General features: G+C 48.3%; 22 protein-coding genes. 14 read left to right on the forward strand and 8 right to left on the reverse strand.

The window, feature by feature from the left end:
- Both JU82_RS07130 and ccoS read left to right on the forward strand, forming a co-directional pair.
- Nucleotides 1-2,220, forward strand: a 2,220-nt coding sequence (locus JU82_RS07130; RefSeq protein ID WP_037948656.1) for a cation-translocating P-type ATPase, incomplete at its 5' end; no start/stop codon positions are given.
- Nucleotides 2,221-2,229: 9 nt separating this feature from the next.
- Complete coding sequence (gene ccoS / locus JU82_RS07135; protein WP_037948658.1) at nucleotides 2,230-2,448, forward strand: cbb3-type cytochrome oxidase assembly protein CcoS; 219 nt, start codon at nucleotides 2,230-2,232, stop codon at nucleotides 2,446-2,448.
- Nucleotides 2,449-2,507: 59 nt separating this feature from the next.
- On the opposite strand, the gene JU82_RS07140 is transcribed toward ccoS, so the two are convergent.
- Complete coding sequence (locus JU82_RS07140; protein ID WP_037948659.1) at nucleotides 2,508-2,804, reverse strand: c-type cytochrome; 297 nt, start codon at nucleotides 2,802-2,804, stop codon at nucleotides 2,508-2,510.
- 122 nt (nucleotides 2,805-2,926) lie between these two features.
- On the opposite strand from JU82_RS07140, the gene rfaD reads away from it, so the two are divergent.
- On the forward strand, nucleotides 2,927-3,937 hold the full coding sequence (gene rfaD / locus JU82_RS07145; RefSeq protein WP_037948662.1) for an ADP-glyceromanno-heptose 6-epimerase: 1,011 nt from the start codon (nucleotides 2,927-2,929) through the stop codon (nucleotides 3,935-3,937).
- On the forward strand, nucleotides 3,934-5,367 hold the full coding sequence (gene rfaE1 / locus JU82_RS07150) for a D-glycero-beta-D-manno-heptose-7-phosphate kinase (RefSeq protein ID WP_037948665.1): 1,434 nt from the start codon (nucleotides 3,934-3,936) through the stop codon (nucleotides 5,365-5,367). The genes rfaD and rfaE1 overlap by 4 nt, the downstream gene beginning before the upstream one ends.
- Here rfaE1 and waaF read toward each other — a convergent pair.
- On the reverse strand, nucleotides 5,356-6,318 hold the full coding sequence (gene waaF / locus JU82_RS07155; RefSeq protein WP_037948668.1) for a lipopolysaccharide heptosyltransferase II: 963 nt from the start codon (nucleotides 6,316-6,318) through the stop codon (nucleotides 5,356-5,358). The two genes, rfaE1 and waaF, sit on opposite strands and share 12 nt — an antisense overlap.
- Nucleotides 6,315-7,580 (reverse strand): hypothetical protein, encoded by a 1,266-nt coding sequence (locus JU82_RS07160; protein WP_037948671.1) that lies wholly within the window; start codon nucleotides 7,578-7,580, stop codon nucleotides 6,315-6,317. Before JU82_RS07160 ends, waaF begins: the two co-directional genes overlap by 4 nt.
- Before the next feature lie 66 nt (nucleotides 7,581-7,646).
- Between JU82_RS07160 and JU82_RS07165 the strand changes: the two genes are divergently transcribed.
- The gene (locus JU82_RS07165; RefSeq protein ID WP_037948674.1) at nucleotides 7,647-8,618 is read left to right on the forward strand and encodes a glycosyltransferase family 9 protein; all 972 of its coding nucleotides are present in this window, start codon (nucleotides 7,647-7,649) and stop codon (nucleotides 8,616-8,618) included.
- On the opposite strand, the gene JU82_RS07170 is transcribed toward JU82_RS07165, so the two are convergent.
- A complete protein-coding gene (locus JU82_RS07170; RefSeq protein WP_037948676.1) occupies nucleotides 8,578-9,345 on the reverse strand; it encodes a lipopolysaccharide kinase InaA family protein in 768 nt (255 codons plus the stop codon). The genes JU82_RS07165 and JU82_RS07170 overlap by 41 nt on opposite strands.
- Nucleotides 9,346-9,409: 64 nt before the next feature.
- Between JU82_RS07170 and JU82_RS07175 the strand changes: the two genes are divergently transcribed.
- From JU82_RS07175 to JU82_RS07190, 4 genes are read left to right on the forward strand one after another with little or no spacing between them, the layout of a single operon-like run.
- Nucleotides 9,410-10,150: a polysaccharide deacetylase family protein gene (locus JU82_RS07175; protein ID WP_037948679.1), complete on the forward strand. Its 741-nt coding sequence runs from the start codon at nucleotides 9,410-9,412 to the stop codon at nucleotides 10,148-10,150.
- Nucleotides 10,147-10,899, forward strand: a complete 753-nt coding sequence (locus JU82_RS07180; protein WP_037948681.1) for a glycosyltransferase family 2 protein — start codon at nucleotides 10,147-10,149, stop codon at nucleotides 10,897-10,899. Before JU82_RS07175 ends, JU82_RS07180 begins: the two co-directional genes overlap by 4 nt.
- A complete protein-coding gene (locus JU82_RS07185) occupies nucleotides 10,892-11,980 on the forward strand; it encodes a glycosyltransferase family 4 protein (RefSeq protein WP_037948683.1) in 1,089 nt (362 codons plus the stop codon). The genes JU82_RS07180 and JU82_RS07185 overlap by 8 nt, the downstream gene beginning before the upstream one ends.
- Nucleotides 11,977-12,984 carry a glycosyltransferase family 9 protein gene (locus JU82_RS07190; RefSeq protein ID WP_037948686.1) on the forward strand — a complete coding sequence of 336 codons (1,008 nt, stop codon included), beginning with the start codon at nucleotides 11,977-11,979 and terminating at the stop codon, nucleotides 12,982-12,984. The genes JU82_RS07185 and JU82_RS07190 overlap by 4 nt, the downstream gene beginning before the upstream one ends.
- On the opposite strand, the gene JU82_RS07195 is transcribed toward JU82_RS07190, so the two are convergent.
- From JU82_RS07195 to JU82_RS07210, 4 genes are read right to left on the reverse strand one after another with little or no spacing between them, the layout of a single operon-like run.
- Entirely contained in the window at nucleotides 12,981-14,285 is a 1,305-nt protein-coding gene (locus JU82_RS07195) for an O-antigen ligase family protein (RefSeq protein WP_037948689.1), read from the reverse strand. The genes JU82_RS07190 and JU82_RS07195 overlap by 4 nt on opposite strands.
- Nucleotides 14,282-15,202 (reverse strand): glycosyltransferase family 2 protein, encoded by a 921-nt coding sequence (locus JU82_RS07200; RefSeq protein WP_294892477.1) that lies wholly within the window; start codon nucleotides 15,200-15,202, stop codon nucleotides 14,282-14,284. The genes JU82_RS07195 and JU82_RS07200 overlap by 4 nt, the downstream gene beginning before the upstream one ends.
- Before the next feature lie 5 nt (nucleotides 15,203-15,207).
- Entirely contained in the window at nucleotides 15,208-15,981 is a 774-nt protein-coding gene (locus JU82_RS07205) for a hypothetical protein (protein ID WP_037948694.1), read from the reverse strand.
- A 1-nt stretch (nucleotide 15,982) separates the two neighbouring features.
- On the reverse strand, nucleotides 15,983-16,831 hold the full coding sequence (locus JU82_RS07210) for a glycosyltransferase (protein WP_037948697.1): 849 nt from the start codon (nucleotides 16,829-16,831) through the stop codon (nucleotides 15,983-15,985).
- A 188-nt stretch (nucleotides 16,832-17,019) separates the two neighbouring features.
- Between JU82_RS07210 and JU82_RS07215 the strand changes: the two genes are divergently transcribed.
- Genes JU82_RS07215 through JU82_RS07235 form a run of 5 tightly spaced genes read left to right on the forward strand, consistent with a single transcriptional unit; the run spans nucleotide 17,020 to nucleotide 22,570 of the window.
- A complete protein-coding gene (locus tag JU82_RS07215) occupies nucleotides 17,020-18,387 on the forward strand; it encodes a mannose-1-phosphate guanylyltransferase/mannose-6-phosphate isomerase (protein ID WP_037948700.1) in 1,368 nt (455 codons plus the stop codon).
- On the forward strand, nucleotides 18,384-19,175 hold the full coding sequence (locus JU82_RS07220; RefSeq protein WP_037948702.1) for an ABC transporter permease: 792 nt from the start codon (nucleotides 18,384-18,386) through the stop codon (nucleotides 19,173-19,175). Before JU82_RS07215 ends, JU82_RS07220 begins: the two co-directional genes overlap by 4 nt.
- Nucleotides 19,172-20,404, forward strand: coding sequence for an ABC transporter ATP-binding protein (locus tag JU82_RS07225; protein WP_037948705.1), 1,233 nt, complete (start codon nucleotides 19,172-19,174; stop codon nucleotides 20,402-20,404). The genes JU82_RS07220 and JU82_RS07225 overlap by 4 nt, the downstream gene beginning before the upstream one ends.
- Nucleotides 20,391-21,281, forward strand: a complete 891-nt coding sequence (locus JU82_RS07230; protein WP_294892481.1) for a bifunctional 2-polyprenyl-6-hydroxyphenol methylase/3-demethylubiquinol 3-O-methyltransferase UbiG — start codon at nucleotides 20,391-20,393, stop codon at nucleotides 21,279-21,281. The genes JU82_RS07225 and JU82_RS07230 overlap by 14 nt, the downstream gene beginning before the upstream one ends.
- A complete protein-coding gene (locus tag JU82_RS07235) occupies nucleotides 21,278-22,570 on the forward strand; it encodes a glycosyltransferase family 1 protein (protein WP_294892482.1) in 1,293 nt (430 codons plus the stop codon). The genes JU82_RS07230 and JU82_RS07235 overlap by 4 nt, the downstream gene beginning before the upstream one ends.
- Nucleotides 22,571-22,590: the final 20 nt, after the last annotated feature.

Genomic DNA, 22,590 nt, shown 5'->3' on the forward strand with positions numbered 1-22,590 from the left:
AGCGAACAGTTCGAGGCAAGTTCCAACTTCGATTCTCCCGCTTTTCGCGAACGTTTTATTACAACGACCAAAGAGGGATTCGCTCAGGTCTCTTTGATCATCGAGGGGATCCACTGCGCCGCATGCGTCTGGCTCAATGAAAAAGCGCTGCACAAGATGGCCGGCGTTGTCGAGGCACACATCAACTACACGAACAATAAAGCCCGCATCACCTGGGACGCGGGTACCGTCAAGCTCTCTTCGATCATCGATATGATCCGTGCCATCGGCTACAACGCGTTTCCTTACGATGCGACGCTTCAAGAAGAGCGGGCGAACAAGGAACGCAAGGATTATTACCTGCGGATGGCGGTAGCAACGTTTGCGACGATGAACATGATGTGGGTCGCAATCGCACAGTATGCCGGATATTTTACGGGGATCACGCAGGAGATCAAAACGATCCTCAACGTAGCCGAGTGGTTTTTGGCGACACCCGTACTGTTTTACAGCGGATGGGTCTTTTACCGCGGAGCCTATTACGGGCTGAAAAACAAAGCGGTCACGATGGATCTGCTTGTGGTGACGGGGTCGAGTCTAGCCTATGTGTATTCGATCTACATCACGGTACTGGAGAAAGGGGAAGCCTATTTCGACTCGGTCTCGATGATCATCACGTTCGTTCTGTTCGGCAAGTTTCTCGAAGTCCTCAGCCGCAAAAACGCCGCCGACACTCTTGACATCATCGGCAAACACGTCCCTCGCGAAGTGAGTATCGTTGAAGGGGAGACGATCAAAGAGGTGAATGTCAACGAGGTCAAAGTCGGTGATATGATCCGTATACGAACGGGGGAAAAAGCGGCAATTGACGGGGAAGTCGTATCGGGAGAGGGGAGTTTTGACGAATCCAGTCTGACCGGGGAGTCCGATCCCGTTTTCAAACGCACCGGCTCTTCGATCATCAGCGGAACGACGAGCATCGATGCGCTTTTGACCTATCGGGCGACCAAAGATTTCGCCCACTCGACGCTCTCTAATCTCGTGAACCTTTTGGAAAACGCGATGAGCCACAAACCGCGGATCGAACAGCTGGCGAACCGACTTTCTCAGCATTTTTCCTCGACGATCCTCTTTTTGGCGATTGCGACGTTCTGGGGGTGGTATTTCTGGCCGCACACATTCGACAGAGCCCTTATGGTAGGAATTTCTGTCATTATCATCGCCTGTCCGTGTGCACTGGCGCTCGCAACTCCCGTGGCGACATTGGTAGGACTGGCATTGGGGGCCAAGAGGGGAATCCTTTTTAAATCGGCTGCGCAGATCGAGACGATGGCACAGGCAACAATGGTTGTATTGGATAAGACGGGGACGATTACCCAAGGCAGACCCGAAGTGGTGTATGCGACGATACACCACCGTTTCGGGCATTCGTTGCTGTATGCTCTCGTTTCCTCTTCGAAACACCCGATTAGCCGCGGTATTGCCGAATATCTGGAGCGGACCGAGAACATTTCCGAAACCTTCGCCCTTGAAGAGGTACGCGAAATCCCCGCACGCGGAGTCGTAGCACGATCCGGCGGCGTGATGATCGCCGGGGGAAATGCGCTGCTGATGCAGGAGATGGGCGTGGAAGTCGGTTTGCGCAGCGATAAAAGCCTTTTTTATTATGCGGTAGGCAATGAGCTGACAGCCACGTTTGAATTGCGCGATTTACCCAAAGCAGGAGCGGCAGGGTCGATCCAAAACCTCAAAAACGCGGGATTAAGGGTTGTGATGCTGACGGGAGACCATCAGGCAGCTGCGGAACGCGTTGCCCTTGAAGTGGGGATCGATGAAGTCCATGCCCATCTGGACCCGCAGGAGAAAGCCGAGTTTATCGCACAGGCCCATAATGAGGGAAATGTCGTTATCATGGCCGGGGATGGAGTGAACGATCTGCTAGCGCTTGCAAACGCGGACATCGGGATCGCAATGGGAAGCGGCAGCGATATCGCGATCGAAGTCAGCGACGTCGTGTTGTTGAACGATTCGCTCACTTCGCTGGCCGAAGCGCATGCCATCAGCCGCCGCACGTATCGGCTGATCAAACAAAACCTCGGGATTTCGCTCGTGTATAATTCGATCACGATTCCGCTGGCGATGTCCGGATATGTGATCCCGCTGATTGCGGCCATTTCGATGTCGTTCAGTTCGCTTCTCGTCGTCGGCAACTCGATGCGGGTGCGATGGCTTTACAAATAGGAGATATTCATGGACAGTTGGGTGATTGCGATGATGCTGGGTGCATCGCTTGTGTTGGGCGGTGTGGCATTGATCGCTTTTTTGTGGGGGATCAAGAACGGGCAGTTTGACGATGAGAAAAAGATGATGAATCAGGTGCTTTACGACGATGAAAGCGAACTCAACGATGCGGCGAATCAGCAACGCAAGCGCGAGGAGCTGTCCAAAAAAGAATATCGGCCGGAATAAAATAAAGATTTTAAAAAAGGGAAGAAGAGAGGTCTCACCGCAGAAGCGGCAGAGAGGAATTATTTGATTCCTGCGATGTAAGAAGCAAGAGCTTGGATGTCAGCATCTGACATTGCAGCTACTTGACCTTTCATCAATGCACCCATACCGTTTTTGTTTTGTGTACCGGCTTTGTAAGCGTGAAGTGATTTTTCGATAGCAGCCGCTGATTGGCCTTTAACGATCGCAGATTTGCCAAGAGCAGCTTTTTCGAAGCTTGCACCATGACATGCAGCACATTTACCAGCCAACGCTTTACCGTCAGCAGCCATCAAAGAAACACCAGCGAACAACATTGCAACAGCAATTTTTTTCATTTCATTCTCCATTTAAAATTTCGCGTTATTATATTCCCATCATTCTTAAAGCACTCTAACAAAGGGTTATCTTAAACCTACCTCTGTTACAATTATGCACTTTACATTTAAGGAGCGGTTGCATGCGCTACAGCGACGTCAATTTCAACCATAAAAGCATTCTGATAACGGGAGGGGCAGGTTTTATCGGCTCGAACCTCGCGTTTTATTTTCAGGAACACTATCCCGACGCGCATATCGTCGTGCTTGATCTTTTCCGCTCCAATCTGACCCTTTCCAACGGCAACCTGAAAAGCTTCGGCCATTTTAAAAATCTCCTCGGTTTCCGGGGCGAAGTCATCAGCGGAGATATTAACGACAAGACTCTTTTGGCGCAACTAGCGGCTCAGTACACGTTCGATTATATTTTTCATGAAGCGGCGATTTCGGATACGACGGCACTGGAACAGGATCTGATGATCCAGACGAACGTCAACGCGTTTAAAGATCTTCTAGATATCGCGGTGGCACACGGTGCCAATATGATCTACGCATCCTCCGGCGCGACCTACGGCGATGCCCCTTCTCCCCAGCGGGTCGGCTGCGAAGCGCCGCAGAACGTGTACGGATTTTCCAAACTGATGATGGATCATCTCGCCCGTGAATATTCCCGCAAGCACGATCATATCAGCATCGTCGGTCTGCGCTATTTCAATGTTTACGGACCGAGAGAGTTTTTCAAAAACAAAACCTCTTCGATGGTGGTGCAGTTCGGACATCAGCTTTTATCCGGCAAAAATCCGCGGCTTTTTGAAGACTCCGACAAAATCGTCCGTGACTTTATTTATATCGAGGACATCGTTCAGGCGAATATCCTTGCGATGCATCCGAAGGAATCGGGCGTCTTCAATGTCGGTACGGGAAAAGCGCGTTCGTTCCAGTCGATCGTCGATACTCTCCAATCCGAGCTGGGGACGTCTTATCCGTGCGAATATATTCCCAACCCGTTCATCGGGCGTTATCAGTTTCATACCGAAGCCGATATTCAAAGCACGCGCGACATTCTCGGGTATACCCCCCGTTTTGAGCTTGAAGAGGGCATAGGGGCGTATGTTCCGGAAATCAAACGGCTGTTTGAAGAGGAAGTCAAATGAATCGGTTGAAAGCCGCCGCTCCGCGCATCCTCGCCATCGGGGATTTGATGATCGATCATTACCTGTGGGGGGGATGCGAGCGGATTTCGCCCGAAGCGCCTGTGCAGGTTGTCGATATTGCCCGTGAAACGACCGTACTCGGCGGAGCCGGAAACGTCATCAACAATCTGGTTGCTCTCGGCGCACAGGTGCGTGTCGCCGGAGTTATCGGTGATGACGAAAACGGTTTGGAACTGCGCGCAATGCTGCGGAATATCAGCGTGGATGAGAAGGGGCTAACCCTTCAAAACGGTCGCAAGACTTCCAAAAAAAGCCGTATTATCGCCTCAAACCAGCAGATTCTGCGCTATGACCGGGAGTCCAAAGACCCCATCGCCGCTTCCAGCGAAGAGGCGCTTTTGGCCTACGTGAAGGAGACGATCGCCGAATGCGATATCGTGATTCTTTCGGATTACGGCAAAGGGGTGATTACCGATACGGTGGCGCAAGGGGTGATCTCTGCGGCTAAAAATGCGGGCAAAAAAGTTCTTGTCGATCCGAAGGGAAAAGATTACAGCAAATACCGCGGTGCCTATTTGTTGACGCCGAACCGAAAGGAAGCCTCGGAAGCGACAGGGATCGCGATCAAAGACGAAGACTCTTTGCGCAGAGCGCTCCTTTCGTTGAAAGAGACCTGCGCTCTGGAATGTTCGATGATCACCCTCTCCGAAGACGGGATCGCGATATACGATGAGAGCATGCGCCGTTTTCCGACGGTAGCCAAAGAAGTATACGATGTGACAGGGGCCGGGGATACGGTGATTGCGTCTCTTTCGTATGCTCTTTCGTGCGGGTTATCCATCGATGAAGCGGCACCCTTTGCGAATCACGCCGCTGCGGTTGTCGTCGGCAAGATCGGTTCGGCGACGGTCACCCTCGATGAGATTGACGCGTATGAATCGAGCCTGCGCCAAAGCAGTTCGGACGCGCATATCAAAACGGCGGAAGAGATTGTCCAGATCGCCCGCCGCCTGAAAGAAGAGGGAAAAAAAGTAGTCTTTACCAACGGCTGCTTCGATATCCTTCATGTAGGGCACGTTAAGTACCTTCAGGAAGCCAAAAGTTATGGGGACGTGCTGATCGTCGGATTGAACGCCGACAATTCGGTACGTGCCCTCAAAGGACCGTCCCGCCCCGTCAACCCCGAAGCGGATCGCGCGTACATTCTGGCGGCTCTCGAATCGGTCGATTATGTCGTCTTGTTCAGCGATGAAACGCCGTATGAGTTGATCAAAAGCATCGCGCCCGATATTCTCGTCAAAGGGGGAGATTATGAGGGCAAATCGGTCGTCGGGGCAGAATTTGCCGGAGAACTTCGCCTTGTGACGTTTGTCGACGGCAAAAGCACGACGGCGACCATCGAGAGAATCAGCTCTTCTTCAAGCTGTTAAACTTTTCACCGCATCGATCACTTCGGCGGCGGTGATCCCTTTCATGCATTCATGATGCCCCAGCGGGCATTCGCGCTTCATGCACGGCGCGCACTCCATCTCATGGCGTACGATCACGCTTTTTTCGTTTTTCCACTGCGAGGTTTCCAAATGGCGCGTCGGGCCGAAGATGGCGACGGTCGGGACTCCATACGCGGCGGCGACGTGCATCGGGCCGCTGTCATTGGTGACAAACATATTCAGCCCGCCGATCCTCGCGCACAGCTCGCTCACCGACGTTTTGCCCGCCAGATTCGTCACCGCTATTCCTTCCAGACGCGCTTCGATATCGTTTGCCATCGCTACCTCGCCCGGGCCTCCGAAGATGACGATGTCGTAAGCATGAGCAAAAGCTCGCGCTACTTCGGCGAATTTTTCGGGGTACCACCGTTTGGCGCTGCCGTACGTCGCTCCGGGATTGATTCCCAGCGTCGGGCGCTCGTAAGCATAGGGTGGAATGTGAAGTTTGAGGTGCCCGATTTCCAACGGTTCGGAGCTTAGACTCTGGGTAATGTCGCGGTATTGTTCGACCAGATGCGACGGATGGGAAGGTTTGATGGCATGGGTCAGCAAAGCCCGCGAATGAGCGCTTCGGCGTCCCGCCGTGATGGGGGTGCCGCTCCAAAAGAGCAGCAAGGAAGAGTGAAGCTGATTACGGAATGTCACGGCCATATCGTGAGAGCCCAGCGTTTTGGCAAAACGGTAGGTGTTGAGGAAGCGGCTTCCCCCTTTTTTGGTCTCGTCGACGTAGGCGTGGGTGCATTTGGGGTGGTGTTTGAGCGCTTCGAGACTCACATACGAGCCGACCATTGTCAGCTCTGCATCGGGATAAGCATTGCACAGCGCCTCGATGGCGGGAGTGGCCATGAGGGCATCTCCAAGCCAGTTGGGGAGGATGATGAGGATTTTCATAACGACTCCATCGAGGTGGTGTAATAGAGGGGCGCGCCGCTGAGATGCAACGTATCGGCATGGTAGCACTTCCCGTCGCGGGTCGTCACCTCTACCGATTCGGTGAGGGGGACTTCGAGCGTCCCTTCTTCCATCCATTCGATATGCAAAAGGCCCCGCGGCGTCTCGCAGAGCATCGTGTGGCGTCCGCGTTTGATGCCGTAGCCGACAAACGAGGCCTCCCCCATCTGGGAGAGCATCGTTTTATAGGCATCGTAGGCACTGCGCTTGAGGATCCCATCACGGTTGTCGACGAGGCCGTATCCCGGGGCGATCAGCTGGTGCCAGTAGACGCACGCTACGCTTTGCGACGCAAAAGCGAGGAGATAATAGCGGACCATGTACGAGGCGTACGCTTCTTCGCTCACGCATTCATGCTCGCTGGTCGGAGCGTAGGGAGCGGTACCCGTGATGGGCCAGTTGGCTTCGGTGATGACGATTTCGCCGGAGGTTTTTCGGCTCATGTGCGCCAGTGACGCCAAGAGGCGTATTTTTTCGATGAGATTGAATCCCATCTGGGTATTTTCGGGAGCGCCGCGTCGGTCGACGTAGAGGAGGCTTCCTACCGCATCGTAGCGGATGTTTTTGAGGTTGAAAAGAGTGTGGGCGCTGTAGTGGTACTCGAAATCGATGACATTCGAGCCGATCAGCTTCAGATGCGGATAGCAGGTTTGTTTGAGCCGATAGGCCACGGCGTAAAAATCGAGGTATTCGTTGACGCTGAAGAACCCCCATTTGGCACGGTTGATGGTGCTTCCGACGACGTAGGTGTCACAGATGCCGTCCAATGTGCTGAAAATGCGCAAGAAGTGCTCGCACGTCATGTCGAGATTGGCGATATGCTCGCGGTCCTGGAGCAGTGCGACGGAAATGTGTTTGCCCGTAAACGAGCGGATAAAGGCGGCGTACTCGTCCAGCTTCTCCATCTCCCACAGCGGGATACGGATCAATAGCCGTGTGACTCCCAGATCGTCGATCAGTTCGGGAGTAAGAGAGGGCTCTTTGTCGAGATTGACCCCCATGCCGAAAAAATTATCCCCCCGGATTGTCCGATGACGCAGGTACGGCATTGTCAGAACGGCCATGGGGAGAGTCGCAAGTGCAACCAGAAACGTTTTGATGAGCGAGGGCAATGCTCCAAAGCGCATTTTGCGTTTGAGCGCTTTGTCGCGGATAATGGCGGGCTGATCGGAATAGTGATCCCAGGCGAACGGTTCTTTCATGGTGCAAGTGTACCGTTTTCTTACCTTCAATCAGGTAAAATAAACCGACAAAAAGAAGGGGAAACAATGAACATACTGGTGGTGCGCAACGACAAACTTGGGGATTTTATGACGGCATTGCCGACGCTGTACGTCCTCAAACACCACAACCCTTCCAACCGCATCGTCGCTCTTGTCGCGCCGCTTAACCGCAAGCTCGCCGAATCGTGCGATTTTATCGACGAGGTGATTGTCGATAACGGCGGCGATATTCTCGAACTGGCTCTTAAAATAAAAGAAGCGAAGATCGATGCCTCGGTGACGCTGTTTTCCAATACCCGCGTTGCGATCGCGCAGTTCGTCGCCCGTATCAGGATTCGTATCGCCCCCGCGACCAAAATCGCCCAGATTTTTTACAACCGCCGCATCAAGCAGCGTCGAAGCCGGGTGGAGATGGCGGAGTTCGAGTACAACCTTCAGCTCGCCCGTGCGCTCTTTCCCGATATCAGCCTCGATTTCCCCAAGCCGCTTCTGCGTTTCGGTGATGAAGCGTACGCTGCGTTTTGCGCCGAATACGGTATCACCAAGAGTGTCGTTGCGTTTCATCCGGGATTCGGGGGGTCGTCCGATGCGAACTGGACGCTCGGCGAGTACGTCGAACTGGTGCGGATGGCGGAAAGTTTCGAGGGAATCGACGTCGTCATGACGTTCGGCCCCGATGAAGAGAACCTCTATAACGAGGCGAAAGAGCTGCTGGGGGAGAGCCGAACGGTATTGTACCGTTCCGTCGGAAGCGTCGTCGATTTCGCTGCGCTGCTCAGCCGTTTCAAACTGTTTGTCAGCACCTCTACGGGGACGTACCATCTGGCCAGCGCATCAGGGTGCGAGACGTTTACCTTCTTCGCCGATACGCCGTTTGCTTCGGCGGCACGGTGGAAAAGCATCGGAGAAGAGAGCAAGCAGCACCATTTTATGATTCCCCTCGATCCCTCAGGGCGCGCAGAAATGTTCGAGAAGGTCAAGCGGGAGTTGAAAAACCGCCTTTCACAAGGGTTTTAAGCCGTTTTTTGAAATTTTTGACCCGTTTGTTGGCGTCATTGTGCCGTTTCATTTCGGCGATTACGATGTTCTCGCCCAAACCGCTTAATCGGGCGTATTCACGCCCCATGATCGCCAGATCGCTGTCACTCGCCCAGAGTTTGTTGAAGTTTTCGCACCCTTGCATCGGCGTGATAGAGCGAAACGCCATCCGGTTGATGTCGACGATGCTGAAGAGATAGCTGTTTTCGGTCCGCTTGACCAGGATGTTGCCTGGGGAGTAGTCCAGATGCCATACCCCTTTGCGGTGAAGGTCGTACGTGTAGGCCGCGAAGGCGGTGAAAATTGCTTCGCGCTCTTCCATCGGCTCGAGCAAAGGGGTGCGGATCGTAAAGTCGTAGTCAAAATGTTCGGAGATGAAATAGCTCTCGCTAAGCAGTCCCGATTCGAAAAATTCGATCAATGCGATAGGCGAAGGGGTAGAGACCCCCAGCTCCTGAAGGCGAAGGGCGTTATGGTACGATTTATAGGCTTTGCTCCGGCGCAAACGGGTATAGACGATGCGGTTGAAAAGGTGAGGAATTTTAAACGATTTGACAACCGTTTTGACGCCGCCTATCTCGATGACTTTGAGTTCGTTGCGCGCTTTGTGAATCGTGTTGGAATCGGCGTGAAAAATCGAGCGTATCGCTTCGAAAGAGGGGCGCAGATGTGCGTATTCGGGGCGGTATTCGTAACGAGCGTCCATGAGAGCCTTTTGCCTAAGTGAGGGTATGGTATGATACTTTATTATTGCTGAAAAGAGAGGACATATGATCCCGGTTGTCATGTACCATCACATCAATAGCGACGATCTTCCCCTCTCCAATACCGAGGCGATGATAGACAAACATCTGCGCCTCGTCGCCCAGCGCTATACGTCCGTCTTCCCGGGTCAGGATGCCGAAAATCCTATCTGCCTGACGTTTGATGATGCTTACTACGATTTTTACCATTACGTTTTTCCCCTTCTGAAAAAATACCGCCTCAAAGCACTCCTTGCCGTCCCGTCCGCGTATATCCTTGATGATACGGATGTTGAGCCTTCACGGCGCCTTTCGCTGACCCACCGCGAGATTTACGAAGGAGAGAACTGGCAGACTTATGCCCCGTTTTGCACCTACGCCGAATTGCGCGAGATGATCCTCAGTGGCCTTATCGCGGTCGCGTCGCATTCCATGAACCACGTCAATCTGAGCGATGAGGGGACCGATTTGGCGCGAGAGATCGTAGCGTCCAAGCGTATCCTCGAAGAGAAGCTCGGGTTCCGCGTCGATTCGTTTGTTTTGCCGTACGGAAAATATAACGCCGCTGCAATTGCGCTGGCACGCGAGCATTATTCGTACGTATTTCGGATCGGCAATGCCCTCAACCCTTCGTGGGAAGGGATCGGAGGATTGATCTACCGGATCAAGGGGGACGCTCTGAGAGCGCCGGATGACCTGTTCAAACCCCTCAAACAGCTTGGATTTTGGTTTAAAACAATCATAAAACTTGTCAAAGGGGAGCAATGAACGTATCGGCGGTCATGATTGTCAAAAACGGAGCGCGCACCATCCGCAGATCGCTGGAGAGCCTGCGCGAGTTCGACGACGTGGTCGTCTACGACAACGGCTCGAGCGACGGGACGCAAAACATAGCGAACGAATTCCCCAACGTCCGTCTCATCGAAGGGGAATTCGACGGGTTCGGCACGACCAAAAACCGCGCGGCTTCCTACGCGGAGCACGAGTGGATATTGATCATCGACAGCGATGAGGTTGTGGACGCCGAGCTGCTGCACGCGCTCAAAACAAAGCTGCTCGATCCCCGCACGATTTACATCGTCAACTTCCTGGCGTATTACAAAGAGATACAGATCCGCCATTGCGGCTGGAACAATCAGAAGATCCGCCGTCTCTATAACAAAAGCGTCACGCGGTTCAACGATAACGCGGTGCATGAGAACATCATCGACGAGGGGATGAACAAAGCGCCGATAGAAGGGAACATGAAGCACTACAGCTATATGAGCGTCTCCGATTTCATCGTCAAAGTCGACCGCTATTCGACCCTTTTTGCGGCCGATAATGCCGGCAAAAAGTTCCCGACGCCTTCCAAGGCGTTTTTCAACGGTCTTTATTCGTTTTTCCGGACGTATGTTCTAAAAAGAGGGTTTTTGGATGGGTATGCGGGGCTGATCATCGCGTTTTCACACATGGCGACGAACTTTTACAAATACATCAAACTCTACGAGGTAAACCGGGAGCAACGCCGTGGCTGAAAAGATATGCGAATTGTGTCTCTCTCCCGATTTGGGGGGGTTGGAGTTGTACATGATGAGGGCCTCTCGCTACATCGGCGAATCCTGCATCAGCGTCATCAATGAAAAAGGCAAACTCAAAAGCTATTATGAGGGGACGCCGTATCGTTACGTTGCCCTGACGCGCAGCGGCCTGTTGCTTTCGTGGATCAACGCCCGGCGTCTTGCCCGTCTCATCGATGAGGAAAAGATTGACGTCGTGCATCTGCATTGGACGAAAGACCTTCCTCTGGCGATCATGGCAAAGCTTTTTTCCAAACGCAAGCCGCATGTCATTCAATCGCGCCATATGACGATGACCCGCTTTAAAAACGATTTTTATCACCGCTTTTTGTACAAAAATACGGACATGATGCTGGCAGTCACCCGGCAGGTCAAATCGCAGATCGAAAAATTCGTTCCCGCAGAAATTCGTCCCCGCGTCGAGGTGCTTTATATCGGTGCCGAACAGCCTGAAATGATTACGGATGAAGAGAAGAAAGCACGTCGCGAACAATCGGGATTGGGCGAATCGTTTTGTGTAGGGATCGTCGGACGGATCGAACCTCCGAAGGGGCAGCATCTGGTGCTCGAAGCGGTTCAGAAACTGCGTGGCGAAAACATTGATGCCAAAGCGTTGATTGTCGGGCATGCGATGGATGAAACGTACCTGCAAAAACTTCAAAGCGAGTACCGCGAGATCGGTATTTTTACCGGATTTACCCGGGAGGCGCAGACGCTGATGCAGCTGTGCGACGTGGTTGTCCTCGCGACGGAAAAAGAGACGTTCGGGCTGGTGCTGATCGAAGCGATGATGTGCGGCGTCTGTGTCGTTGCCAGCAGAAGCGGCGGGCCGTTGGAAATCATCGATGACGGGGAAAACGGGCTGCTATTCAATACGTTCGATTCGGACGATCTGGCGGACAAGCTCGCGCAGCTGTTTGCCGACGGAACGCTGCGGGCACGTTTCGCGGAAGCGGGGAGGGCCAAAGCATTGGAAAAATTCGAAAGCCAAAAGCAGTTTGAACGGATGTCTAAAATTTTTGGAGAGTTGCAAAAATGAAGCTATGGTATGAAAAAGGGGCCTGGGCAACCCGTAAAGCCAGAGAAACGGCGGCCTCCATGTCTCCCGAATCGGTACGCTCGATCGCGGTGATTCGCCATGCGGCGATCGGCGATATGATGGTGATGCGGCCGTTTCTGATTCAGGCTAGGGAGTTTTTCCCCAATGCCGCGATCACATTGAGCATCGTGAACAATTACGCTTATGGCGCTCCTGAAGACCTAGTCGACCGCGTGCATGTGGTTCATAAGAAAAAAGAGGGGAAGAAAACGTCTTACGGCGAACGGCTTAAAGATGTCAAGGCACTCGGCGAACACGACATCATTTTCGATATGGCCGATACCTCCTTGTCCGGGATCATTTGTCTCATGAGCAAAGCGCGGTTGAAAATCGGATTCCCGTACCGTACAATCAAAAACAGCCTTTTTTATGATATTGGCATTCTGCGCTCGGATCTGGTTCCCGAAGTGGAAACGCTGCTGCACATGCTTTACATTCTTGGTGCCCCGAAAAAACAGGCGCTCGATTACGGTTATCCGTCATATGAAACCGATCGGGAACACCCCTATATCGTCTATTTTACGACCGCGTCTTTGGGGTGGAAATGTTGGCCGCAGGAACGGTTTGCCGATTTGATCGCCCGATCAGTTGCAGCGTATCCCAATGTTGAACACGTCGTCCTTGAAGGAATCCGCGATTACGAAAAAGTTGATGCCCTGATGGAGAGTCTGCGCGGCTATCCGAATGTTCGAAAGGTCGATCCGATGCCGCTGGAGGAGTTAATGCCGTTTTTAGGCAAAGCGCAGATGGTGGTAAGCGGCGATACGGGGATCCGGAACATGACCATTGCCGCCGGTACGCCGACGGTAGGGATCTTTTTTTTTACGGTTCCCTACCGTTATCTTCCGATAGACGAACGCCACCGCGCCGTTTTCAACGCCGAGGGGAGAGAACCGGAGGTCGAAAAGGTTTTATGGTATATGGACAAGTTGTTGAGAGGTTAAGCAGACCCGATTTTGCTTTTCTGATTTTGAATAAGAGTTAACGATACCAATAAAACAATCACTTTACCTACTTCAGATTGTATGAAAATAAGTGATGGCCCTGCAATAATCAGCATGGAAAATGCTAAAAGAGACTGAATATATTTTAATTGCGTATCAGGTTGACGATATCGCATAATCTGGAATATTAGATTGATAAATAGAAACAATCCAATAATACCAAATTGAACAATGATATCAAGATATTCACTGTCGAAACTTGCATTGTCACCGCTTGTATAATTAATATACAGTGCTTTGTAATTGTCTTCATTTATTTCTTGTTGATTGATCACGGATATGACCTGTGATATATGATCACCGGTACCAACTCCGAAAAGCGGGTTTTGTTTAATAACCTCCCATCCGTAAATATAATAGCCAATCCGAATTCCTCCAGGTGTGCTGTAAGAACCATCCAATGAATTTGTCGCATCGTTAAACATGGCAATAACTCGGTCTTTAAAAAATGGGCTGTAATGAAATGCGAGTGAATAGCCTAAACTGATGATTATTGTCGCAATCGAAAGAGTTTTGAGCAATTTTTTACGAAAGACAAACAAAAGTGTGAATAGCATGTTGAAGGCATATAGTATATATCCAAGCCTCGATTCGATAAGAAAAATATTAATAGTCGCACTAATCAGAAAAGTTGAGAGTAAAAGAATTGTGTAAACATTTTTCGTTTGGTGCGTCAATAACCGGTACAGGATGATGCTCATAGCGAAACTGAGGCAGATTCCGTATGTAGTGTGGTTTAGTAAAAAAGGAACATTGGTATGAAATATATTGAGTGGTATAAAAGGAACATATTCAAATAATGCAATGAGAGGAAAATCAAAAAGTATCGAATAAGAGATGATTTCACTGAATAACATGCCAATAACGAAGCTGCTTAAAATTTTGTAAATAAACTCTTTTTGCACGATCATCGTGATGACTAAGGGATACAGAAGGTATTTGAACTCTTTGAGTTTGAAAAGGGCTGTTGAAACATGCTCGCTTCCGAACATCCAAAGGGCATGCATCAGATAAAAGAGGATAAATGAGAGAACAACTGGATTTTTTATGGAACGTAAAAATCTTTCCTTTAGCTCGCCACTAAACAGCATTAAGATTGCAACACCGATAAAAACCTTGCTGGCCATTTTGGGCGCAACCGGTAGTAAAAAAGCATAGAGGATGAGCAGATAGTTCGCGGCCAAAGCCGATTGTTCGCGGTAAGAGCGATTGGTATCAAAAGAAAATAATCGCAAAGTCATGGACGGTTTACCTGTATGGTCTGTTTATACCGCAGGCTTTCTTTGATAGGGGTGCCGCGCAGGAAAAATACAAAGATTTCCCAGCCCCGTTTTTTGGTTGCGACGCGGCGCAGCAGTTTGAAAAAGAGGGCGGTTTTGATTAGTATTCGCGCAAACCCATGAAAATGTTTGTCAATCAGGAGCTTATAAGAGATATAAAATTCTTTTTCGAGGGCCGGGTTATTTTTGGAACTTCCTCCCCCTTCATGAAAAATTTCGGCCGAAGGGAGAAAATAGATTTTTCGGCCGCTGTTCCATACCCGTTTGCAGATGTCTTCTTCTTCGCAATAAAGAAAAAACATCGTATCGAATCCGCCAATATCGCAGAAAACATCCGCTCTAAAAAACATGCATGATCCGCTGATCACTTCAACGGGTGTCGGAACGCTCAACCGGGCTTTATTGCCGGGAAAAGAATGTGCCGAGAGTTTGCGGTGAATTGTATTGCCGAACCATTGTTTGATGACGGAGGGGAATTGTTTGTACGAAGAAGAAAAATTGCCTTTTTCGTCGGTTATTTTGGCGGTTAAAGCGCCGATATCTTCGTGCGTATCCATGAAATTTTTCATCTCTGTCGCCGCATCGTTTAGGAGGAGGCAGTCGTTATTGATGAAAAAATAGTAGTTTCCCCGAGCATGGTTTACCCCCAGCATGTTGCCGCCGGCGAAACCGTTGTTGATACGGTTTCGTATCAGCGTAAGTGCGGGGGCTTCGTTTAACGTGTCGCGCAGCCGCTCGAAGTCATCGGATTCGGACGCATTGTCCACAATGATGATCTCGTAGGCGGTATCTTTGCAAACGTATTTTCGGATGCTTTCAACCAACTCGATCGTATGGGACGATGAGTTGTAATTGACGGTGATAAAAGAGATATCCACGGTGCTCATCGGAAGAGATAATCCAACCGTTTTTTAATGCTGTAGAAAATTTTTTTGTTGATCAGGCGGTTGATTCGGGGATACGCGGTGATTAGCATCATGGTACAGGTGGTGCGGATCGCCATCGGACGGATGATACGTGCGTATTTGTCCATAAAAGCGTTTTTTGACGCAAAAAAGCTTTCGCTGCAGTTCCCGCCACTTTTGTGATACAGATGAAAATCGATGACATAGGTGTTCCATCCGAGCAGACGGGCGATGGCACACAGATCGGTCGCGTAGAGATGAAAACCTTTCAGATCATGGGAAAGGGCAAGATTGGCTTCGTTTTTGACAAGAAGGAAGTTCTCATCCAAACTTTTGGCCTGAGCGGGAAGGGTCCCTACGGTCTGGTTCTCTCCCCACGGATCAGTGATGCGGTAAAGTTTGGTATTGAAATCCCCATACCCGGCATTCCCCAAAATGGCCCAGTCGGGATCGAGACCGTCCATTTCGCCGATGCGTGCGAGAAGTGTTTGCATCGTGTCAAAATTCAGCAAAACGTCTTGATGGCAGATAATGATGTATTTGCCTCCGGCGCTACGTAAAAAACGGTTTAGGCCGCTGTAACCGTCGTAGGCATTGCCTTGGGAATTGTCGATGTACAAAAACTCGCTGTTCTCATCCGAAAACCCGGCATTCTTAAAAGATTGCACCATCTCTTGGTATTCGCTAATATCCGTAACGAGGGTACAGACGGAGAACGTCTTTGCAAAATCATGCGTATTGAGGCATGTCATATCATTGAGCCTTGGTGTCGGAATCGGTTTTGACAATGCCGTTAGTACAGACGAAACGGTTGGCATCGAAGTTTACTTTGAGGATCTTGTTGTTGATGATCCCTTCTTCTGCGGCAAATCTTTTCTTGTGCCATAGGTGCATCATACAAGCGTTGTTGCGGCATGACCTGAGCTCGATCCCAAGGCCGCGAAAACGCCATCCAAGGTCGATGTCTTCGCCGACCGAGGGGAGACGGTAGGTTTCATCGAAACCGTTGATCTTCAAAAAATCCTCTTTGTAACAGGAGAAGTTGCACCCGATGATGTAGCGCACATAGCGTTTGCTGACGTTGCTGAGCAAGCTTCCCGAGGGGAAATAGAACCCTTCTTCAACGTGTCTCGCACCGTCTTTGACCATCCATGGCAGGTACCATAAAAAGTGTTTTTCCAGCTGCGTGAAGGAGAGTTTGTGTTCTTTGATTCTGGCGGTGTAGTCAGGACCGAGTTCGAAACGTTTGCCGCACAACACGATCCCTTTTTGTGCGTTTTCGAGATGTCCTTGGATAAACGTGCTGTAGGGAACGCAGTCTCCGTCGATAAAGATGAGGTATTCGTTGGAGGCGGCTTTGATCGCATTGTTCATCGCGATGTTTTTACGCCATCCCTCATCCGTCTGGGTCAAATGGATGAGGTTGGGGAAACGGTTCTTTTGAGCCGCGACGAAGGCCGCCATTTCATGCGAATCCCCGTCTTCGGAAACGATGATTTCATCGACCGGATGCGTTTGGCGTTCCAAACTGTCTAAAATAAAACCGAGGGCTTCGGTGTCTTTATAGACGGAAATAATTATGGTTGATTTCGGATAATGCATAAAAAAATACCTGTTTTTGTTTATTACTATACTTTATTTTTGCTGAAAAAATCTTCTTTTTAAGCAAATTAGGTTCTATTTGCTATCAATTGATAATAGATGAATTTGTTAAAAAACATTATTGTTTTAAGTCTAGAAAAAGTATCATTACAATTAAATATACATAGAGTAATAAATCAGAGGTTTTGATGACGAATATCATTTTATGCGGCGGCAGCGGTACGCGGCTATGGCCGATCAGTCGTACGTTGATGCCGAAACAATTTGTAAAACTTTTTAATAATAAATCACTTTTCCAACTGACCGTAGAGCGAAACAGTTCTAGTTGCAAGAAGCAGTTTGTTGTTTCCAATAGTGAACAGTATTTTTTAGCACTGGATCAATTACAGGAATTAAATAAAACGACGGATAAATACCTTCTCGAACCGGTCGGGCGGAATACGGCTCCTGCCATCGCTCTTGCCTGCATGACACTAAGTCCGGATGAAATTGTTCTGGTTACCCCCAGCGATCATCTGATAAAAAATGAAGAAGCATATGCCAACGTTGTTCAGCGCGCTAAAGAACTTGCAGCCGATGGATTTCTCGTAACGTTTGGCATTGCTCCGAATTTCGCTGAAACGGGATTCGGTTATATTGAATCCAAGGGCGAAGATGTCGTAAGTTTTAAGGAAAAACCTGACTACGAAACGGCAATGTCTTATCTGTCAGCAGGCAATTATTACTGGAATAGCGGAATGTTTTGTTTTAAAGCAGGCGTTTTTTTAGATGAACTGCAACAATATTCTCCTGATATTTATGATGCCTGCATGGTAGCATTGAAAAATGCTGATACAAACGGTATGACGAGAATAAAGCATGATGATATGCTTGCTATTCCGGAAGACAGTATAGATTATGCGGTAATGGAGAACAGCAGTCGGGTTAAAGTTGTGAAAAGCGAGATCGGCTGGAGTGATGTAGGAAGTTTCGATGCCCTCTACGATGAATTACCCAAAGACGATCAAGGCAATACGGTAAACAAAAATCATGTTGCCATCGATAGTCGTAATAATCTTATTTATGGTCATGAGAGAAAAATCGCGACCGTTGATGTCGAAGATTTGATCATTGTCGATACAGGGGATGCATTGCTGATCTCGAAAAAAGGTTCGAGTCAAAAAGTCAAAAAAGTGGTTGAAGAAATCAGGAAAAACAGCGATTTACATAACATTCATCTTACTGCGCATCGTCCGTGGGGAACCTATACTATTCTTGAAGAGAATCATAAATATAAGATAAAACGGATCGTTGTCAAACCGGGTAAACGATTAAGTCTGCAAAAGCATTTTCACCGCAGCGAACACTGGATCGTTGTTTGCGGAACGGCTGTTGTACAGCTTGGCGATACGGAAACTCTGGTCCGCGCCAATGAGTCAACTTATATTCCCATGGGCGAAGCCCATCGATTGACTAATCCGGGTAAAGTTGATTTGATTCTTATCGAAGCACAGGTCGGTGAATACTTGGGAGAGGATGATATTCTGCGAATCAGTGACGAGTATAACCGAATATGAATCAGCTACGAGCCATTTGGGCATATCGTTATTTTGTGATTAGCTCAATTAAGACTGAGTTCCGTTCGCGTTTTGCCCGCAGCAGTCTTGGCGGTATTTGGATGATACTGCATCCTTTAGCACAGGTGGCGATTTATGCACTTGTTCTTTCCGCCGTTCTCGCTGCGAAACTACCGGGGATTAACAGTCAGTATGCATATGCGATTTATTTGATGGCAGGTATCCTTGGTTGGTCACTATTCGCCGAAGTGTTCGGTCGTAGTTTAGGGGTTTTTGTCGACAACGGTAATTTGCTCAAAAAGATGGCATTTCCAAAAATAGCCCTTCCCCTTATCGTGACGGGAAGCGCATTGGTGAATAATTTTCTCCTATTCGGTGCGATTTTGATAGTTTTCGGACTTTTGGGCCATTTGCCGTCTCTGGCACTTCTTTGGTTGCCGCTGTTGTTGGTAACGACGCTGATTTTGGCGCTCGGTTTGGGATTGGCATTAGGTATCATCAACGTTTTTGTACGTGATATCGGCCAAATCGTTCCAATACTTTTACAGTTTTGGTTTTGGCTGACTCCGGTCGTCTATGTTTCCAGCCTCATACCCGAAAAATATCATTCCGTGATGATGCTTAATCCGATGAGCGGTATTGTCATGGGATATCAAAGCATCCTCGTTTACAATAAAGCTCCTGATATGTCGATGTTGATCTATCCGCTGACGATTGCTTGTGCGGCATTGGGATTGGCATTCTTCATGTATTTTCGTGCCAATGAAGAAATGGCGGACGCTTTATGAGTTTATCGGTTCTCGAAGTCAGTAATATTGCTAAAGCTTACCGCAATTACGGCAGTGAATGGCGGCGTGTTCTTTCATGGTTCGGGTTGCGTTTCAAATCCGTCGAAGAACATTGGACGCTCCAAAATATCAACTTCAGTATTTCTCCGGGCGAAGCGATCGGAATTGTGGGACAAAACGGCGCGGGGAAAAGTACGTTGCTCAAAATTATCACCGGAACTTTAAAACCGAGTAGAGGCCATGTCGCCGTGCGAGGTAAAATTGCCGCAATACTGGAACTCGGCATGGGATTTCATCCCGACCTTACCGGTCGACAAAATGCCTATCATTCGGCGGGACTGATGGGATACACAAGTGCCCAGATTGATGCTGTTATTGATGAGATCGAGGCATTTGCCGAAATAGGAGAGTATTTTGATCAGCCGGTGCGTACCTACAGCAGCGGAATGCAGATGCGTGTCGCTTTTGCCACGGTGACAGCCTACCGTCCTGAAATTTTGATCGTCGATGAAGCACTGTCTGTCGGCGATGCTTACTTCCAGCACAAAAGTTTCGATCGAATCCGGCAGTTCCAAACTGAGGGAACGACGCTCTTGCTTGTTTCGCATGACCGTGGGGCAATACAGGCGATCTGTGGCCGTGCAATTTTGTTGGAGCAAGGCCGAGTGATCAAAGACGGCGAGCCCGAAGAAGTGATGGATTTTTACAATGCCTTGATTGCAGACAAAGAAAACAGCAGTGTCGAACAGATCAAATTGGACAATGGTAAAGTTCAGACGATTTCCGGTACGGGAGAAGCCAAAATTGAGGATGTCGGTCTTTATAATATCCGAGGCGAGCAAGTTGAATTCATCGGCGTAGGTGAAACGGTAGAGTTGAGAGTGAGAGTAAAAGTGTATCAGAATATCCCCGAATTGGTGTTAGGATATATGATTCGAGACCGCCTTGGTCAAGCAGTATTCGGGATTAATACGCATCATCTTGATCAAGTCACTCGCAATGCGAAAAAGGGAGATATTATTGAATTTTCTTTTTCTTTTGAAGCAAATCTTGGAATAGGATCTTTTTCTGTTACTGTAGCATTGCATGATCAGGATACACATATTGGAACAAATTATGAATGGAGAGATCAAGCCTTGATATTCAATATTGTAAACATTTCTAAAAATACTTTTACTGGCCTTTGTTGGTTGGAACAAAAAGCAAAGGTCAGCTATGTCAACAGATAATTTTTACCGGGCTTTTGAAGATAAATACCGGGGAAGTCGGGAACTGATCAAGTCTCGTTTGCAAGTTTATCTTCCATTTATTAAAAAAATTCAAGAGATTGAATCAGAGCCGAAAGCCATTGATTTAGGATGCGGCAGAGGAGAATGGCTTGAGCTTTTAAGTGAAAGCGGCTGTCGAGTTCAAGGTGTTGATTTAGATGCGGGGATGTTGGAATCTTGCCGCAAAAGAGGTTTTGATGTCGCTCAAAAAGATGCTATTGCCGCATTAAAAGAATTGGAAGATAATAGCTGCTGGATAATTTCCGGTTTTCACCTTGTCGAACATCTGCCTTTTGACGTATTACAAGCTTTAATTCAAGATGCCCTGAGAGTTTTAAAACCGGGCGGCTTGCTCATAATGGAAACACCAAATCCTGAAAATATTAAAGTGGCGACGGCTAATTTTTATCTCGATCCTACCCATACTCGCCCAATCCCATCGGAGCTGCTTTCATTTTTAACGGAGCACTATGGATTTGGTCGTACAAAAGTGCTTCGTCTGCAAGAACCGCAGCACTTACATGCCGATGAATCCATAACTCTTCTGAGTGTCATCAGTGAGGTTAGCCCAGATTATGCAATAATCGCACAAAAGCATGTTGATCGTGAAAATTTATTGAATTTCGATGAGTTGTTTATCCAAGAATATGGAGTTTCATTGGACACTCTGGCCGCAAAATTTGAAGAGCGTTTAATTAAACTTAAACTTATAGAAGATCGTTTAGCTAAAATCGAAGCAATAAGCGCAGAATGGGAATCCTTCAAACAAAAAATTGAAGATTCTATTATTTGGAAAATATATCGCACATTAAAACCAAAGAGTAAAAAGATAAAATGAAACGTATATTAATTAAAATCGTCATCAATATGAAGTATCACGTTCGGCCCTATCCTAGACTCGAATACGGCATAAAAAAAGTTGTAAATCATTTCCCGGCTCTAAAGGCCAAATTAAAGCAAGTCGGTAATCAAAAAACGTTTTATTCCAGCTTTGTATCGACTAAAAGCAATCGAGAATTATTGATTGATGTCACAAACGTTTATGCAGAGGATTTAAAAACCGGTATTCAGCGAGTTGTCCGCTCAATTGCAAACGAATTGAAAAATAATGATTCATTGAAAAATATTGATGTCCAACTTGTTTTTCTGACGGATCGAAACGGTTATTGGTGTTATAGATATGTGGATGAACCCACTGAAATGGTTGTTCCCAAAGCAAAAGATATTTTTTTAGGGCTTGACTTCAATGCGGCTGTTACCGAAGCGAGCTATGCCGGCTTATTTACAGATTGGAAATCTAGAGGCACTCAAATCTGTTTCGTAGTTTATGATATTTTGCCGATTTTACATCCGTATTGGTGGTATGACGGCGTGAGTCAGGCTCATGAAGAATGGTTAAAAACAATCATCAGTTATTCGGATAAAGTTTTTTGTATTTCTCAAACCGTCAGTAAGGACGTTAAAAAATACATGACTCAGCATACGTTAAATATCCAGAATAAACCTTCCATCCATTGGTTTCATCTTGGTGCGGATGTCGACAACAGTGTACCGTCGAAAGGCATACCGGAAAATGCTGAAACAGTTTTAAATCAATTCCGATCCAAACCAAGCTTTCTCATGGTAGCTACAGTAGAACCGCGAAAAGGGCACGAACAAACGTTGATTGCTTTTGAAAAACTTTGGGCGGATCAGGTGGACGTCAATCTTGTGATCGTCGGTAAAGCCGGATGGCAGGTTAATGATCTTATCCAAAGAATACGAAAACACATCGAGCTGAACAAACGACTGTTTTGGCTGGAAGCAATCAGTGACGAATATCTCGAAAAAGTGTATGCGGCATCCACTTGTCTGATTGCTGCAAGTCAAGGAGAAGGATTTGGATTGCCGTTAATAGAGGCCGCACAACACAAACTCCCTATTATGGCGCGTGATATTGCCATCTTTCGTGAGGTTGCAGGCGAGCATGCCTATTATTTTCCAAAAGATTCTTCTCCCGAGATTTTAGCCGATACCGTCAAAGAATGGCTAGAGCTAAATAAAGGAAATTTAAATCCTAAATCCGATAATATGCCTTGGCTAACTTGGGCGCAAAGTGCCCAAAAAATAACTGAATTGATGATGTGAAATAATTCAAAAAAGTAATA

Origin of the sequence: Sulfuricurvum sp. MLSB (assembly GCF_000747095.1) — a bacterium.
Lineage (GTDB): Bacteria > Campylobacterota > Campylobacteria > Campylobacterales > Sulfurimonadaceae > Sulfuricurvum.

Excerpts from the sequence above, each read along its gene's own strand:
- ccoS (WP_037948658.1), top strand. The coding sequence starts at position 2,230 with ATGGACAGTTGGGTGATTGCGATGATGCTGGGTGCATCGCTTGTGTTG.
- JU82_RS07140 (WP_037948659.1), bottom strand. The coding sequence starts at position 2,804 with ATGAAAAAAATTGCTGTTGCAATGTTGTTCGCTGGTGTTTCTTTGATG.
- rfaD (WP_037948662.1), top strand. The coding sequence starts at position 2,927 with ATGCGCTACAGCGACGTCAATTTCAACCATAAAAGCATTCTGATAACG.
- rfaE1 (WP_037948665.1), top strand. The coding sequence starts at position 3,934 with ATGAATCGGTTGAAAGCCGCCGCTCCGCGCATCCTCGCCATCGGGGAT.
- waaF (WP_037948668.1), bottom strand. The coding sequence starts at position 6,318 with ATGAAAATCCTCATCATCCTCCCCAACTGGCTTGGAGATGCCCTCATG.
- JU82_RS07160 (WP_037948671.1), bottom strand. The coding sequence starts at position 7,580 with ATGAAAGAACCGTTCGCCTGGGATCACTATTCCGATCAGCCCGCCATT.
- JU82_RS07165 (WP_037948674.1), top strand. The coding sequence starts at position 7,647 with ATGAACATACTGGTGGTGCGCAACGACAAACTTGGGGATTTTATGACG.
- JU82_RS07170 (WP_037948676.1), bottom strand. The coding sequence starts at position 9,345 with ATGGACGCTCGTTACGAATACCGCCCCGAATACGCACATCTGCGCCCC.
- JU82_RS07175 (WP_037948679.1), top strand. The coding sequence starts at position 9,410 with ATGATCCCGGTTGTCATGTACCATCACATCAATAGCGACGATCTTCCC.
- JU82_RS07180 (WP_037948681.1), top strand. The coding sequence starts at position 10,147 with ATGAACGTATCGGCGGTCATGATTGTCAAAAACGGAGCGCGCACCATC.
- JU82_RS07190 (WP_037948686.1), top strand. The coding sequence starts at position 11,977 with ATGAAGCTATGGTATGAAAAAGGGGCCTGGGCAACCCGTAAAGCCAGA.
- JU82_RS07195 (WP_037948689.1), bottom strand. The coding sequence starts at position 14,285 with ATGACTTTGCGATTATTTTCTTTTGATACCAATCGCTCTTACCGCGAA.
- JU82_RS07205 (WP_037948694.1), bottom strand. The coding sequence starts at position 15,981 with ATGACATGCCTCAATACGCATGATTTTGCAAAGACGTTCTCCGTCTGT.
- JU82_RS07210 (WP_037948697.1), bottom strand. The coding sequence starts at position 16,831 with ATGCATTATCCGAAATCAACCATAATTATTTCCGTCTATAAAGACACC.
- JU82_RS07215 (WP_037948700.1), top strand. The coding sequence starts at position 17,020 with ATGACGAATATCATTTTATGCGGCGGCAGCGGTACGCGGCTATGGCCG.
- JU82_RS07220 (WP_037948702.1), top strand. The coding sequence starts at position 18,384 with ATGAATCAGCTACGAGCCATTTGGGCATATCGTTATTTTGTGATTAGC.
- JU82_RS07225 (WP_037948705.1), top strand. The coding sequence starts at position 19,172 with ATGAGTTTATCGGTTCTCGAAGTCAGTAATATTGCTAAAGCTTACCGC.
- JU82_RS07230 (WP_294892481.1), top strand. The coding sequence starts at position 20,391 with ATGTCAACAGATAATTTTTACCGGGCTTTTGAAGATAAATACCGGGGA.
- JU82_RS07235 (WP_294892482.1), top strand. The coding sequence starts at position 21,278 with ATGAAACGTATATTAATTAAAATCGTCATCAATATGAAGTATCACGTT.